Annotated in this window: 14 protein-coding genes and 1 tRNA gene; 4 read left to right on the top strand and 11 right to left on the bottom strand. The window is 73.3% G+C overall.

Annotation, left to right across the window (positions count from 1 at the left end):
- Positions 1-73 precede the first annotated feature (73 nt).
- From VKZ81_RS07790 to VKZ81_RS07765, 6 genes are all read right to left on the bottom strand, one after another.
- A complete protein-coding gene (locus VKZ81_RS07790; RefSeq protein WP_324240765.1) occupies positions 74-1,480 on the bottom strand; it encodes a serine/threonine-protein kinase in 1,407 nt (468 codons plus the stop codon).
- Complete coding sequence (locus VKZ81_RS07785; protein ID WP_324240764.1) at positions 1,477-2,952, bottom strand: peptidoglycan D,D-transpeptidase FtsI family protein; 1,476 nt, start codon at positions 2,950-2,952, stop codon at positions 1,477-1,479. Before VKZ81_RS07785 ends, VKZ81_RS07790 begins: the two co-directional genes overlap by 4 nt.
- Positions 2,949-4,388, bottom strand: coding sequence for an FtsW/RodA/SpoVE family cell cycle protein (locus VKZ81_RS07780; protein ID WP_324240763.1), 1,440 nt, complete (start codon positions 4,386-4,388; stop codon positions 2,949-2,951). Before VKZ81_RS07780 ends, VKZ81_RS07785 begins: the two co-directional genes overlap by 4 nt.
- Entirely contained in the window at positions 4,389-5,819 is a 1,431-nt protein-coding gene (locus VKZ81_RS07775) for a protein phosphatase 2C domain-containing protein (RefSeq protein ID WP_324240762.1), read from the bottom strand.
- Positions 5,820-5,877: 58 nt separating this feature from the next.
- Positions 5,878-6,336: an FHA domain-containing protein FhaB/FipA gene (locus VKZ81_RS07770; RefSeq protein ID WP_324240761.1), complete on the bottom strand. Its 459-nt coding sequence runs from the start codon at positions 6,334-6,336 to the stop codon at positions 5,878-5,880.
- 112 nt (positions 6,337-6,448) lie between these two features.
- Positions 6,449-7,723 (bottom strand): FHA domain-containing protein, encoded by a 1,275-nt coding sequence (locus tag VKZ81_RS07765; RefSeq protein WP_324240760.1) that lies wholly within the window; start codon positions 7,721-7,723, stop codon positions 6,449-6,451.
- A gap of 134 nt (positions 7,724-7,857) precedes the next feature.
- Between VKZ81_RS07765 and VKZ81_RS07760 the strand changes: the two genes are divergently transcribed.
- Positions 7,858-7,943 (top strand) — tRNA-Leu (locus VKZ81_RS07760).
- A 550-nt stretch (positions 7,944-8,493) separates the two neighbouring features.
- Here the strand turns inward: VKZ81_RS07760 and VKZ81_RS07755 are convergent.
- Both VKZ81_RS07755 and VKZ81_RS07750 read right to left on the bottom strand, forming a co-directional pair.
- Positions 8,494-9,111, bottom strand: coding sequence for a nucleoside/nucleotide kinase family protein (locus tag VKZ81_RS07755; RefSeq protein WP_324240759.1), 618 nt, complete (start codon positions 9,109-9,111; stop codon positions 8,494-8,496).
- A gap of 10 nt (positions 9,112-9,121) precedes the next feature.
- Positions 9,122-9,364: a DUF2630 family protein gene (locus tag VKZ81_RS07750; protein ID WP_324240758.1), complete on the bottom strand. Its 243-nt coding sequence runs from the start codon at positions 9,362-9,364 to the stop codon at positions 9,122-9,124.
- Between the two features lie 61 nt (positions 9,365-9,425).
- On the opposite strand from VKZ81_RS07750, the gene VKZ81_RS07745 reads away from it, so the two are divergent.
- Positions 9,426-10,226 (top strand): IclR family transcriptional regulator, encoded by an 801-nt coding sequence (locus VKZ81_RS07745; RefSeq protein WP_324240757.1) that lies wholly within the window; start codon positions 9,426-9,428, stop codon positions 10,224-10,226.
- Here VKZ81_RS07745 and VKZ81_RS07740 read toward each other — a convergent pair.
- The gene (locus VKZ81_RS07740) at positions 10,154-10,987 is read right to left on the bottom strand and encodes an LLM class F420-dependent oxidoreductase (protein WP_324240756.1); all 834 of its coding nucleotides are present in this window, start codon (positions 10,985-10,987) and stop codon (positions 10,154-10,156) included. The genes VKZ81_RS07745 and VKZ81_RS07740 overlap by 73 nt on opposite strands.
- A 53-nt stretch (positions 10,988-11,040) precedes the next feature.
- Between VKZ81_RS07740 and VKZ81_RS07735 the strand changes: the two genes are divergently transcribed.
- On the top strand, positions 11,041-12,159 hold the full coding sequence (locus VKZ81_RS07735) for a 5-methyltetrahydropteroyltriglutamate--homocysteine S-methyltransferase (RefSeq protein ID WP_324240755.1): 1,119 nt from the start codon (positions 11,041-11,043) through the stop codon (positions 12,157-12,159).
- A 1-nt stretch (position 12,160) separates the two neighbouring features.
- Complete coding sequence (locus VKZ81_RS07730) at positions 12,161-12,877, top strand: class I SAM-dependent methyltransferase (RefSeq protein ID WP_324240754.1); 717 nt, start codon at positions 12,161-12,163, stop codon at positions 12,875-12,877.
- 7 nt (positions 12,878-12,884) lie between these two features.
- Here VKZ81_RS07730 and VKZ81_RS07725 read toward each other — a convergent pair whose 3' ends face one another.
- Positions 12,885-13,571 (bottom strand): iron-sulfur cluster assembly protein, encoded by a 687-nt coding sequence (locus tag VKZ81_RS07725; protein ID WP_324240753.1) that lies wholly within the window; start codon positions 13,569-13,571, stop codon positions 12,885-12,887.
- Positions 13,568-13,974: amidohydrolase family protein (locus VKZ81_RS07720; RefSeq protein WP_324240752.1), on the bottom strand; the 407-nt coding region annotated here is incomplete at its 5' end. The genes VKZ81_RS07720 and VKZ81_RS07725, both read right to left, overlap by 4 nt.

Below are 13,974 nucleotides of genomic sequence, written 5' to 3'. Positions count from 1 at the left end.
ATCATGCCGGGCCGCATCGCCCAGTGGGATGGCCTGGCGGCCACCGCAGCGCCAGGCCGTCGGTTGTACGGGTTCACCGGACGCTCCCCGTGACGATCACCAGGGAGAGCAGCCCGCCGGGTACCGCCGAACTGGTCGAGACGCCCTCCTGACCCGTCACCGTACCGGGTCCGGCACCCTGCGGTGCGGGATTGACCGCGCCGACGGGGGCGAGTCCCCCTTGGAACAACAATATCCCGACCGCGACGGCCGCGAGGGTGAGCAGCACGAACAGCACGAGCAGCAGGCTCCGCCCCGACGATTTCGGTTGCAGCCGGAACGATTGCGACGACGCGCGTTGCGCCGGCGGTGCCGCCGTGGGACGCCTGCTCGCCGGGGCCGGCTGGGGTCGCCGCGCCGGTCCCGGATCCGGTGGTGGGCGGCGTGCGGGCGCGGGCCGGGCCGCCTGCGGGGCCGGCGCGGGCCGCGGTTGCCGGGGCGGGGTCGGCCGCGCCGGGATCGGTGCCGGCAGCGGCGACGACGGCGGGACGGGGGCCGGGGCCGACGGCGGGGTCGGCTTCGGCGTGGGGGTGGCCGCGCGCGCCGGCTTCGACGGGGTCCGCGGCGGCGCGGCGGTGTCGGACAGCGAGCCGACCGGCGGCAGCGGCTCGCCCCGGCGCACGGCCGCGATGGCGAGCGCGAACTCCCTGCCGTTGGCGTAGCGCTTGGTCGGATCCTTGACCAGCGCGGCCTCGATGAGCTCGCGCGCCCCGGCGGGCACGCTCGGCGGCAGCGGTGGCGGCGCCTCCCTGACCTGCATCATCGCCACCGCGACCGCGCTGTCCGCGCGGAACGGGCGGTGGCCCGCCAGGCACTCGTAGCCGACGATGCCCAGCGAGTAGACGTCGCTCGCCGGGCCCGCCTCGGCCCCGCTCGCCTGCTCGGGGGCGATGTAGTGGGCGGTGCCCATCACCATGCCCGACCGGGTGACCGGCACGGCGTCGGCCGCCTTCGCGATGCCGAAGTCGGTGAGCTTCACGACGCCGTCGGAGCGCACGAGGATGTTGCCCGGCTTGACGTCGCGGTGGACGAACCCGCGCTCGTGCGCGGCCTGCAGCGCCCACGCGGCGTCCTCCATCAGCCGCAGCGTCTCGTCCGCGTCGAGCGGACCGCGGGCGATGATGGTCGACAGCGGCTCGCCGCGCACCAGCTCCATCACCAGGTACGCCGTGCGCCTGCCGTTCGGGCCCTCGTCCTCGCCGTAGTCGTGCACCGCCGCGATGCCCGGGTTGTCCAGCGAGGCGACGGTGCGCGCCTCGATGCGGAAGCGGTGCAGGAACTCCGGGTCGTCGCCCAGCTCCGGGCGCAGCACCTTGACCGCGACGCTGCGGCCCAGCCGGGTGTCGGAGGCTTCCCAGACCTCGCCCATGCCGCCGACGGCGATGCGGCGCTCGAGCAGGTAGCGGTCGTCGATCTTCTGACCCGCGGCGAGGACGGTCACCGGTCCCGCCCCAACGCTGCGCGGATCACGGCCCGCCCGATCGGCGCGGCGACCGTGCCGCCGGTGGCCGCGAGGTTGCTGCGGTCGCCGCCGGACTCCACCAGCACCGCGACCGCGACCTGCGGGTCGTCCGCCGGGGCGAACGCCACGTACCAGACGTGCGGCGCCACGGCCTGCGGGTTGGGCCCGTGCTCTGCGGTGCCGGTCTTCGCCGCGATCTGCACCCCCGTGATCTTGCCGCTCCCCGAGTAGCTGTTCTCGTTGTTGACCATCATCTCGGTCAGCGTGCGCGCCACGGACGGGGAGATCGCCTGCGAGATGCGGTCCGGGTTCGTGGTCTCGACCGGCTGGAGGTCCTGGCTCTGGATCTGGCTGATCAGGTACGGCTGCATCAGCACCCCGCCGTTGGCGATGGCCGCGACGACCATGGCGTTCTGCAGCGGGGTGAGCGCGACGTCGCGTTGCCCGATGCTCGACTGCTGGAGGGCCGCGACGTCCGGGATGGGCCCGAGCGTCGACGTCGCGACCGGCATCGGGACCCGCAGGTCGCTCGTGCCGATGCCGAACTTCTCGGCCTGCTCGCGGATCGCCTGCTCGCCGAGCTCGGCGGCCAGCTGGGCGAACGCGGTGTTGCACGAGCGCTGCAGCGCGTCGCGCAGGCTCGCGGTCTCGCCCGTGCCGCAGGCGTTGCCGTTGAAGTTCTGCATCTGGGTGTTCGTGCCCTGCAGCGTGATCGCCGGGGCAGCGGTGAGCTGGCTGTCGGGCGTGTAGCGGCCGCTCGACAGCGCGGCGGCGACGTCGATCAGCTTGAACGTCGAGCCGGGCGGGTAGGTCTCGGAGATCGCCCGGTTGGTCAGCACCGGCGGGTCGGCCTCGTTGAACTCCTGCCATGCCGCCATCCGCTCGTCGGCGTCGTGGCTGGCGAGCCGGTTCGGGTCGTACGACGGCGTGGACACCATCGCGAGGATCTCACCCGTCTGCGGCCGCAGCGCCACCACCGCCCCGGTGTAGCCGCGCTCGGTGAGCTGCTCGTAGGCGGCGCGCTGCACCGCAGGGTCCAGGGTGAGCACGACGTTGCCGCCGCTCGGGTCCCGCCCGGTGATCAGGTCGGAGAGCCTGCGCACGAACAGCCGGTCGTCACTGCCGTTGAGCACCGCGTCGGCGGCCCGCTCGATCCCGCTCGAGCTGTAGGTGATCGAGTAGAAGCCGGTGACCGGCGCGTACATCGGGCCGTTGGAGTACTGGCGCAGGTAGCGCAGGCGGTCGTCGGTCTCGATGCTGCTCGCGAGGATCTGGCCCTCCGCGCTGATCTGGCCGCGCTTGCGCGAGTACTCGGCCAGCAGCACCCGCTGGTTGCGCGGATCGCTGCGGTACTCGCCCGCCTGCACCACCTGAACGTAGGTGAGGTTGCCCATCAGCAGAAGGACCATCGCCATCACGGCGATGGCCACGCGGCGCACCGGGGTGTTCACGACGGCCGCTCCACCAGCTCGGTACCCGCCTCCGCGATCGGCGGCCGCGGCGCGGCCGGCCTGCGCGGCAGCGGGGCGCGTGCGGCGTTGGAGATGCGCAGCAGCAGCGCGACGAGCGCGTAGTTCGCGACGAGCGACGAGCCGCCGTAGGACAGGAACGGCAGCGTGAGGCCGGTGAGCGGGATCAGCTTCGACGCGCCGCCGATGACGATGAAGACCTGCAGCGCCAGCGTGAACGACAGCCCGGTGGCGAGCAGCTTGCCGAAGTTGTCCCGCACGGCGAGCGCGCTGCGCAGCCCGCGCGTGATCAGGATCAGGTAGATGATCAGGATCGCGGCCAGCCCGATGAGCCCGAGCTCCTCACCGAGCGAGGAGAGCATGAAGTCGCTCTCGGCGTACGGCACGAGGTCGGGCCGCCCGGCGCCGAGGCCGGTGCCGCCGACGCCGCCGGTGCCCAACCCGAACAGCGCCTGCGCGATCTGGAAGCCGGTGTTCTCGAAGTCGGCGAACGGGTCCAGCCACACCTGCACGCGAACCCGGACGTGCCCGAACAGCTGGTAGGCGATGACGCAGCCGCCGAGGAAGAACGACAGGCCGATGAGCAGCCACGACACCCGCTCGGTGGCCACGTACAGCAGCACCAGCACGATGCCGAAGAACAGCAGCGAGGTGCCGAGGTCGCGCTCGAGCACCAGGACGCCCACCGAGAGGCCCCAGGCCACGATCAGCGGGGCGAGGTCGCGCGCCCGCGGCAGCTCCATCCCGAGGAAGTGCTTGCCCGCGGTGCTGAACAGCTCGCGCTTCTGCACCAGGAAGGCCGCGAAGAACACGATCAGCAGGATCTTGGCGAACTCGCCGGGCTGGATGCCCACCCCGCCGATGCGGATCCACAGCTTCGCGCCGTTGACCTCCGAGATCGACGACGGCAGCAGGCCGGGCAGCGCGAGCAGCACCAGGCCGGCGAACCCGGCCGTGTAGCAGTAGCGCAGGACCGTGCGGTGGTCGCGGACGACCCACATCACGGCGACGAACAGGGCGAGCCCGATCGCCGTCCACGCGATCTGCCGCGAGACCAGCTCCACCGGGGCGTCGCGCCCGGCCGCCAGCGCCCGCTCCAGCCGGGCCAGGTCGAGCCGGTGGATCATCACCAGGCCGAGCCCGTTGAGCAGCGCGACGCACGGGAGGATCAACGGGTCGGCGTAGGGGGCGAACCGGCGCACCGCGAGGTGGGCGAGCGTGAACAGCGCGAGGTAGGCCAACCCCACCCACAGCAACGCCTGCGTGAGCTCCTGCTCCTGGTTGGCCTCCACCAGCGCGAGCGCGCTCGTGACCAGTACGGCGGCGAACGCGAGCAGCACCAGCTCGATGCCGCGCCCTGTCGGCAGCGGCGCCGGGCCTGACGGCGGCGCCCCCGTGCGGGGCTCGGGCACTCTCATCTAGCTCACCGACCGGCACGTCGTCCCGGGCTCGGGCACAGGCGTCGGCAGCGGGGTCGTGTCGACCGGCGGCTGCGCGTTCGGGTCCGGCTGCGCGTTGGGGTCGGCCTGCGCGTCGGGGTCGGCCTGTGCGTTGGGATCGACCGGCGCGTTGGGGTCCTGCACGTTCGGATCGACGCCCGGCTGCGCCGGGGGTTGCGCCGGCTCCACCGGCTGCACCGGCTGGGGTGGCGGGCACGGCTCGAGCCGCCGGTCGCGCAACCGGTCCAACAGCTGGCGGGCGCCGTCGAACCCGTCGTCGGTGAGGATGCCGTCGCGCACCTGGCTGCGCTCGCTCTCGGGAAGGTCGTTCAGCGCGATGTCGCTGCGCTCGGCCACCGAGTACAGCGGAAGGCCCAGGACGTCGCCGTTGACGCCCTGGAAGATCGCGACCTGCTCGCCGTCGGCGCCCACGAAGTACTGCTGCATCACCCACATGCGCGCGAGGAACCCGCCCGCGACGAGCACGGCGAGCACCGCCACCACGGCGAGCGCCAGCCGCAGCGGCCGCCTCCGCGGCGCCTCCGGCGCGGCCTGCACCGGCACGATCCGCTGCGGGGCCGTGCGGGTCAGCGTGGTGGCCGACGCGCGGGCCGCCGCCGAGTCGGGCGGGGGCCCGTCCTCGTAACCGTCGCCCGCCGCGCCGCCCACGATCGGGGCGTCCTCGCCGAAGTCGATGTCGACGACGTCGGCCACGATGCACGTGATGTTGTCCGGGCCGCCGCCCCGCAGGGCCAGCTCGATCATCCGGTCGGCGCACTCCCGCGGGTCCCGGTACGCCAGCAGCGTCTCCAGGAGCGTCTCGTCGCTCACCACGCCCGACAGCCCGTCGGAGCACAGCAGGTACCGGTCACCCGCCCGGGCCTCGCGGATCGTCAGCGACGGATCCACCTCCTGCCCGGTGATCGCCCGCAGCAGCAGCGACCGCTGCGGGTGCGTGAGCGCCTCCTCTTCGGTGATCCGGCCCTCGTCGATCAGCGACTGGACGAACGTGTCGTCCTTCGTGATCTGCGTGAGCACGCCGTCGCGCAGCTGGTAGGCGCGCGAGTCGCCGATGTGCACCAGCCCCAGCTTGTTGCCCGCGAACAGGATCGCGGTGAGCGTGGTGCCCATGCCCTCCAGGTCGGGGGCCTCCGCGACGTGCCGCGTGATCGCGGCGTTGCCCGCCACCGTGGCGTTGCGCAGCTGGCCGAGCAGGTCGTCGCCGGGGTCGTCCTCGTCGAGCGGGGCGAGCGCGGCTATCACCAGGGACGATGCCACCTCGCCCGCGGCGTGCCCGCCCATCCCGTCCGCCAGCGCCAGCAGCCGCGGGCCGGCGTACACGGCGTCCTGGTTGTTCTGCCGGACGAGCCCGCGGTCGCTGCGGGCGGAGTAGCGCAGGACCAGCGTCATCTCGGCGCTCCGACAGTACGTCCAGGGCAGAGCGGCCGGCGGAACATCGTGCGCCGGCTCATGATCGAAGCTCGATCACCGTCTTGCCGATGCGGATAGGGACACCGGGTGGTACCCGGGTGGGTCCGGTGACCTTAGCCCGGTCGAGGTAGGTGCCGTTCGTCGACCCGAGATCCTCGACGTACCAATCGGTACCCCGCTTCGCGATGCGGGCGTGGCGGGTCGAGGCGTAGTCGTCGTCGAGCACCAACGTGGAGTCGTCGGCCCGACCGATCAGGATCGGCCGGTCGTCCAACAACGAGATACGCGTACCCGCCAGCGCCCCTTGCGTCACGATCAGGTAGCTCGGGGTGCGGCCCCGGCGCACGCGACCCTTGTCCGCGCCGCCGGGGAGCAGGGCCCGCAGGCCGGAAGCGGCGTAGAGATCAGAGCGCACCACGCGGAGCGCGACCAGCACGAACAGCCACAGGAGGGCGAGGAACCCCGCCCTGGTCAGCTGCAGCACCAACTCCGGCACTGGCGGCGAACTCCGTTCTCTGGTTCTCCAGACGCGCCGGCTCGGCCGACCCGCTGTCCCCGGGCGGGGACCACCCCGCCCGGCTGCTCCCACCCCGGTCCGGCACGCCCGACTACTGCGTGCGGAAGACCAGGCTCGAGTGCCCGACCCGGATGACATCACCATCGCTCAGCTGCCAGGTCTGCACCGGGTTGCCGTTGACGGTCGTGCCGTTGGTCGAGCCGAGGTCGGTCAGCGTCGCGGTGTGACCATCCCAGCTGATCTCCAGGTGGCGCCGCGACACACCGGTGTCCGGCAGGCGGAACGACGAGTCCTGCCCGCGCCCGATGATGTGCGTGCCCTGGGTGAGGTCGTACGTGCGGCCCGACCCGTCGTCCAGCTGCAGCGTGGCCGTCAGCTGCTGCTGGTAGCCGCCGTAGCCGCCCTGCTGGCCGCCGTAGCCCTGGTCGTAACCGCCGTCGTAGCCCTGCTCGTACTGCTGCGGGTAGCCGCCCTGCTGGCCGTAGCCCTGGTCGTACCCGCCCGGGGCGTAGCCCTGCTGCTGGCCGCCGTAACCGCCCGGCTGGCCGTAGCCCTGCGGCTGGCCGCCGTAGCCCTGGTCGTAGCCGCCGCCCTGGGGGCCGCCGTAGCCGCCCGGCTGGCCGCCGTAGCCCTGGTCGTAGCCACCCGGCTGGCCGCCGTAGCCGCCGCCCTGCGGGCCGCCGTAGCCCCCGCCGGGCTGGCCGCCGTAACCCGGCTGGCCGCCGTAGCCCTGGTCGTAGCCGCCACCCTGGGGGCCGCCGTAGCCGCCCTGCGGGTAGCCGCCCTGTTGGCCGTAGCCCGGCTGGCCGGGCTCGCCCTGGTCGTAACCCCCCTGGCGCTGGTCGTACGCCGGCGGAGCGTACGTCTGCTGCTGCCCGTATCCGGGGGCGCCACGGTCGTATCCGTACTGCCCGTTCTCCTCGGGGTGGCCCGGTTGCTGGCTCATGGGTGCTTCTCCTGCGTCGCGTGCTCGGATGGCGTCCCGGCGGGAAGCGTCGGGGTCCACGGTCGAGCGGGTGCGGAACTGTCCCGTGTGCAGCGCATCGGAGCGCTCCAGGAAGACTACGACCTCGCCGTAGGTGTCCCATCCCTGGTCGGCGAGTTGCTCGGTGACAGAGCTGGACAGCGACTCGACGATCTCCGCCCTGTCACCCCCCATGCGAGCGAGATCAGCGGGGCTGAGCAGCACCGTGAACCGGTTGGGCGCGAGTACGCGCCCGCCCGCGAGCTGCTGGAGGTTGCCTTCGGCTTCCCTGAGCAACGCCTGCACGACTTCCTGGGGAACGACGCTGCCACCGAAGACCCGCGCGAAGGCATCGCCCACCAGTCCCTGGAGACGGCGTTCGAACCTGTCGACGCGGCCCAACCGATCTTCCTCCGTTCGCATCGGCGTGTTGCTGGCAGTACCGATCGTATCTGTGCTAGTCGGACATCGGCCGCCCCCCGACCAGGGGCCCGCCCGCAACCCCCTTCCACCCCCGTGCTAGCTTTCAACTGCCAGGGCGAGTGGCGGAATGGCAGACGCGCACGGTTCAGGTCCGTGTGTCCGGAAGGACGTGAGGGTTCAACTCCCTCCTCGCCCACCAGCGGGAGCTGTTCGCGCCTGGTGGCGCTTCCCGGTCGGTGAGCATCGGTGTTGTTCTGGGGGGCCCAGCCCCCCAGACCCCCAGCCGGGGGCTCGCCCCCGGACCCCGATTCCTGTGGGCGTGTTGGGTTCGTCGGGTCGCTTCGGGTTCTCCTCCTCCGCTCCTTCGGTGCGTGGCCTCTGATGGGCCCACCAGCGAGGGCTGTTCGCGCCTGGTGGCGCTTCCCGGTCGGTGAGCATCGGTGTTGTTCTGGGGGCGCCGTGGGTCGTGGGTCGCCTTGGCGAGCTATCTCGCTTCCGGCTCCTCGTCCGTCCTCTCGTTCGCGCCTCCAGCACGTGTGGTCCGCTCGGGCCCTTCGGCTTCGCCTCGGGGCGGTCGCGCTCATCCGATCATGGGTTGGGGGGTGGGTCCAGTCCACGACCGTGGGTAGCCGACGAGCGGTCGGGGGAACCTGGTGGGCAGCCGATCGGGTGCACCGGCCGGCGGCGCGGTGCCGCACCGCTTCCGCGGCCCTATATATAAGGAATGATCATCGCGCCCGGCGGGCCGCTCAGCGGCGGATCGCCGGGCGGTCGGGGTGGTCGGAGTACACCACCAGGTCCGCGTGCTTGTCCGGGGACCGTTCCTCCGCGTAGCGGGCGTAGGCGGGCAGCGTCCAGCGCTCCTCGGCGGGCAGGGTCCGCGCGAGCGCCGCCTCCGACATGCGCAGGTGCACCGCCAGGTCCAGCGGCAGGCCGCGGCCCAGCAGCAGGGCGCCCGCGAGCAGCACCACGCCGTCGTCGGGCAGCTGCGTGTAGGCGGCGCGGTGGGCGCGGTCGGCCGCCGCGTCCCACAGGCGCGGCAGCACCCGGCCCGAGCCGCCGGGGCCGGCCGGATCGAGCACCTCACGGCACAGACCGCCCACGTCGAGCCAGCGGTCGAGGAACTCGTCCGGGTTCTCCCGGCCGAACTCCAGCCGCAGCGACGCGGGCCGCAGGAAGTCGCCCGCGCTCACGACCACCGCGAAGCGGCCCCGGACGCGCAGCACGTCGGCCACCCGCTCGGCGAGCGTGAGCGGGCGCGTGGGCGGCGGGCCGTCGACCGCGAGGCGCACCCGGCCCGGGTGGGCGTCGACCAGCTCGGCCACCTCGTCGACGAGCCGGTCCGGGGTAACCGGTGTGATCTGCACGGGCTACTGGCTACTGCCGGTACCCCTCCACGACGTCGGCGGAGCGCTCCTGCGCGCCGTCCGGGTCGAGACCGGCGCGGCGGCGCGCGTCGCGCTGCCGCAGCAGGTCCCAGTAGCGGTCCAGCTGGACCGCCAGCTCGTGCAGCCGTTGCTGCTCCGCCTCCGAGAGCGCCTTGCCCACGTGGGCGCGCTCGAGCCGGTGCTCCTCCGCCACCAGCTCGCCGATCCGGCGGTGCAGTTCATCGTCGTCCATCCGGGTTCCCCGTCCGATCGGTGGGTGTCGTCGTCGCTTGTTCTACCCGACACTCGACCCCGTGGCACCGGACCGCGCCACCGGCACCTCCGTCACCCGCGCGTTGCGGGTGATCGAGGCGGTGGCCGCCGCGGGTGACGGGGTCACCGCCAAGATGATCGCCCGCCGCGTCGGCATCCCGCTGCCATCCGTCTACCGCGCCATCGGCACCCTCGTCGAGGAGGGCTACCTCGTCCGCCTGCAGGAAGTGCGCGGCTACGGGCTCGGCCACCGGGTGGCGCAGCTGCACCGCAGCCTCGCCGAGCAGATGCGCCCACCCCCGCTGGTCCGGGAGGTGCTGCACGACCTGCACGTCACCCTGGGCGGGGCGGCCTACCTCGCGCTGCTGCGCGACCTCGAGATCGTCGTGGCCCACGTCGACGACTGCGCCGAGCACCCGCGGCCGGCCCCGCTGCTGGTCGGGGAAACCCTGGCCGTGCACGCGACCGCCGCGGGCAAGGCCGTGCTCGCGGAGCTGCCGCGGGGCCAGCTCGCCGAGTTCACGGCCCGCTCGCCGCTCCTGCACTCCGTCGACGACGCCGAACTCGGCCGGATCCGCGCCGACGGCACCGCCGTCACCCCCGCCGAGCACCGGCCGGACACGGCCGGGGTCGCCGCGGCCGTCCACGGCTCGGACGGCACGGTCCGCGGTGCGCTCGGCGTGACCGTTCCCCGCTCAGAGCTGACCGCTCGTCGCAGCGAGCTGGCCAGGGTCGTGCGGGAGGCCGCGGCGTTCGTGGACCACGACGGTCAGCTGAGCAACCCGGCGAGCTCGTCGAGCGCGCGCAGCGCCTCGTCCGCGCCCGCGTCCGGCACCGCGTAGAGCACCCGGTCGATCCCCGCGGCCTCGTACCGCTCCACCGCCGCCCGGTCCGCCACCCCGCCGAACGCGACGACCGGGAGATGCCCCCGCCCGGCGTCCGCGGCGCGGCTGCGCAGCTCGGCGATCCGGCTGCCCAGCGCGTCCAGATCGGTGTTCGCGTCCACGCGGGGCATCCACCCGTCGCCGTGCGACAGCACCCGGTCCAGCACGGTCGGTCCCTCCCCGCCGATCAGCACCGGCGGGGTGCGCAGCGGCTTGGGCCACGACCAGATCGGGTCGAAGTCGACGAACTCGCCGTGGAACTCGGCCTCGTCGTGCGTCCAGATCTCCCGGATCGCGGCGAGGTGCTCGAGCATCCTCCTGGTCCGGGTGCGGGGGTCGACGCCGTGGTTGGCCATCTCCTCCCTGTTCCACCCGGGTCCGACGCCGAACTCGAACCGGCCGCCCGAGATGCGGTCGAGGCTCGCCGTGGTCTTGGCGAGGCCGATCGGGTGGTGCTGGAGGACCAGCGAGACGGCCGTGCCGAGCGCGATCCGCTCGGTCACCACCGCCATCGCGGCCAGCGCCACGAACGGGTCGTAGGTGTGCGAGTAGCGGCGGGGCAGCTCGGCGCCCCCCGACCACGGGGTCCGCCGGCTCGTCGGGATGTGCGTGTGCTCGGTGAGGTACACCCCGGCGAACCCGCGCTCCTCGGCCGCCCGCGCCAACGTGGGCCCGTCGATGCCGTAGTCGGTCAGGAAGGTGAACAGACCGTGATCCACGCGCCCAGCCTCGCACCTGGGCGTGGGGTGGCGCACGGCGTTAGGTTCCGGGCATGCAGCGACGCACCGAACCGCCGTTCCGCGCAGACCACGTCGGCAGCCTCCTTCGCCCGCCCGCGCTCCACGCCGCGAGGGAGCGGTTCGCCAAGGGGGAGCTCGACGCCGAGGGCCTGCGCGCCGTTGAGGACGAGGCCATCCGCGACGCGGTGGCGATGCAGGAGGAGATCGGGCTGCAGGCGGCCACCGACGGGGAGTTCCGACGCACCTCCTGGCACATGGACTTCATCTACCAGCTCGGCGGGATCGAGCGGACCGACGAGCAGATGCAGGTCGTCATGCGCAACCAGGAGGGGGAGAAGGCCTTCACGACCGCCGGGCTCGCCGTCCGGGGGAAGGTCCACCTCCGCGAGCCGATCTTCGCCGACGCCTTCCGCTTCCTCGCCTCGGCCACCACTTCCGCGGTGCCGAAGCTCACCATCCCGTCGCCGAGCATGGTCCACTACCGGGCGGGCACCTCGGCGATCGACCGCACCGTGTACCCGGACGTCGAGGAGTTCTGGAGCGACCTGTCCGCCGCCTACGCGGCGCAGATCCGCGCCATGGCCGACCTCGGCTGCCGGTACCTGCAGCTCGACGACACGAGCCTCGCCTACCTCAACGACCCCGCCCACCGGGCCCAGCTCGCGGCGAGGGGCGAGGACGCCGAGCACGCGCACATCCGCTACATCAAGACGATCAACGCCGCGCTCGCCGACCGGCCCGAGGGTATGCGGATCACCACGCACATGTGCCGGGGCAACTACCGCTCGGCGTGGGCGGCGGAGGGCGGCTACGACTTCGTGGCCGAGGCGCTGTTCAACGAGCTCGACGTCGACGGCTTCTTCTGCGAGTTCGACGACGAGCGCTCCGGCAGCTTCGCCCCGCTGCGGTTCGTGCCGCCCGGCAAGCAGGTGGTGCTCGGGCTCGTCACCACGAAGACCGGGCGGCTCGAGGACCCCGACGACCTCAAGCGCCGCATCGACGAGGCGTCCAAGTACGTGCCGCTCGACCAGCTGTGCCTGTCCCCGCAGTGCGGCTTCTCCTCCACGGTCGAGGGCAACGCCCTCACGATGGAGGAGCAGGTGGCCAAGCTGCGCCTGATCGTGGACGTGGCGCAGGACGTGTGGGGCTGAGGTGACCGAAGGGCCCGCGGGGTGGGGCGCCCCGCTCCACGCCCGGGTCCTCGACCTCGCCGGGGTCGGCGAAGGCACGACCGTGCTGGACCTGGGCTGCGGGCCGGGGACGTTCGCCGCGGCGGCGGTGGCGCGCGGGGCGCGGGTGGTCGGCATCGACGTCGACCGCTCCGCGGTGGCCGCGGCCGCCGCCGCGGTGCCCGGGGCCGAGTTCCGGACCGGGGACGCGCACGATCCGCCGCCCGGTCCGTTCGACCTGGTGGTGGCCGTGCAGCTGCTGCAGCACGTCGCGAACCCGCTCGCGGTGCTGCGTGCCGCGGCCCGGGTCGGCTCCGCGGTCGCCGTCACCACGTGGGGGCGGGAGGAGGACTGCGACATCCGGGCGTTCGGCGAGGCGCTCGCGCGCTGGCTCCCGCCCCGCAGGCCGCCGTCCGGGCCGCCCCCGCTGACCGACCCGGCCCGCCTCCGCAAGATCGTCGGGCTCGCCGGTCTCGCGGTGCGGGCCGAGGACGAGGTCGAGTGCCAGTTCTGCTACCCGGACGCGGACGCGCTGGTCGGCCCGGTGCTCGAGGCCGGGATCGGGCGGGGGGCCGCCGCCGTCGCCGGCCCGGACGCGGTCCGCGACGCGGTCCTCGCCCGCCTCGACGCCAACCGGACGCGGAACGGGGGTTACCTGCTCCGCAACCGGTTCCGGGTGGTGCTGGCCGAGCCCCGGTAGGGGACGGTCAGATGGCGTACCGCTTGCCCAGCAGGTCCCGGCAGGTGTGGCCGTTCGCCTCGATGCCGACCCGGGTGAGCCGGGCCCGCCGCAGGTGCAGCGGCACCTGCTCGGCGGCCACCGGCGCCCCGTCCGGGTGCAGCAGCAGCGGCGCGTCGGGCCCGTGCGGGAGCCCCACCTCCTCGCGGCGCTTCCGCAGCCGGTCGAGGTCCGGCGACGGCGGCACGTCGCCGAGCCGCATCGCGGCCAGCTCCTCGGGGGTGGCCCCGGCGTCCACCAGCGGGCGGGCAACCCGGTCCTGCCCGGCGAGCGCGGCCTTGTGCAGGAACACCACCCGCAGCTCGTCCAGCTCCGACTGCGCCTCGCCGGGGAACGCCGCGACGAACCCGGCCCGTGCGGCGACCCCCTCGTTGATGGTGGCGGCGGCGAAGTGGTCCTCGAGCGCGATGTCGACTCGCTCCACCCCCGGCACCGCCGCCACGGCGTCGTGCGCGTCGGCCACCATCAGCCACGCGAAGTTGGGCGCGCAGAAGAAGGTGGGCAGGCGCAGCCGCACCGAGGCCACGCCGTCGTCGGACACGGTGCACGAGGCCACGAACTCGAGATCCGTGATCGGCTCGTCGATCTCGGGGTCGCGCACCGTGCCCAACGCCGCCCACACCGCCTCGGCGAGCGCGGTGGTCGGCGCGGTCACGACGAGCCGGCCGCCGCGGCCTCGGTCACCAGCTGCTCACCCGGCGTGTCCTGCTCGTCGGCCGAGGTCGGCAGCCGGCACTCCGGCGGCACCGGGATGTCGTAGAGCTTCGCCGCGTTGAGCCCGAGGATCTTCTTCTTCCCGGCCGTGGTCAGCCGGGGGTAGTCGGCGAATGCGTCGTCGTCGGGCATCTGCCAGTCGACGAAGCCCTCGACCTGCCACTTCGGCTCCCAGATGCCGTAGTCGCTGCCGAAGGTCATTCTGTCCTCGCCGACCCAGAACAACAGCTCGCCCATCACCTTCGCGAAGAACTTCGGGCGGGCGTGCATCAGGCCGCCGATCACCACCGACAGGCCCGCGTAGACGTTGGGCTCCTGCACGGCCATGAAGCAGAAGTCCTCGA

Origin of the sequence: Pseudonocardia sp. (genome assembly GCF_035305885.1) — a bacterium.
Taxonomy (GTDB): domain Bacteria; phylum Actinomycetota; class Actinomycetes; order Mycobacteriales; family Pseudonocardiaceae; genus Pseudonocardia.
The sequence above is the reverse complement of the archived record's forward strand: the minus strand, read 5'-3'. Positions and strand labels throughout refer to the sequence as shown.

Excerpts from the sequence above, each read along its gene's own strand:
- VKZ81_RS07780 (WP_324240763.1), bottom strand. The coding sequence starts at position 4,388 with ATGAGAGTGCCCGAGCCCCGCACGGGGGCGCCGCCGTCAGGCCCGGCG.
- VKZ81_RS07775 (WP_324240762.1), bottom strand. The coding sequence starts at position 5,819 with ATGACGCTGGTCCTGCGCTACTCCGCCCGCAGCGACCGCGGGCTCGTC.
- VKZ81_RS07750 (WP_324240758.1), bottom strand. The coding sequence starts at position 9,364 with ATGGACGACGATGAACTGCACCGCCGGATCGGCGAGCTGGTGGCGGAG.
- VKZ81_RS07735 (WP_324240755.1), top strand. The coding sequence starts at position 11,041 with ATGCAGCGACGCACCGAACCGCCGTTCCGCGCAGACCACGTCGGCAGC.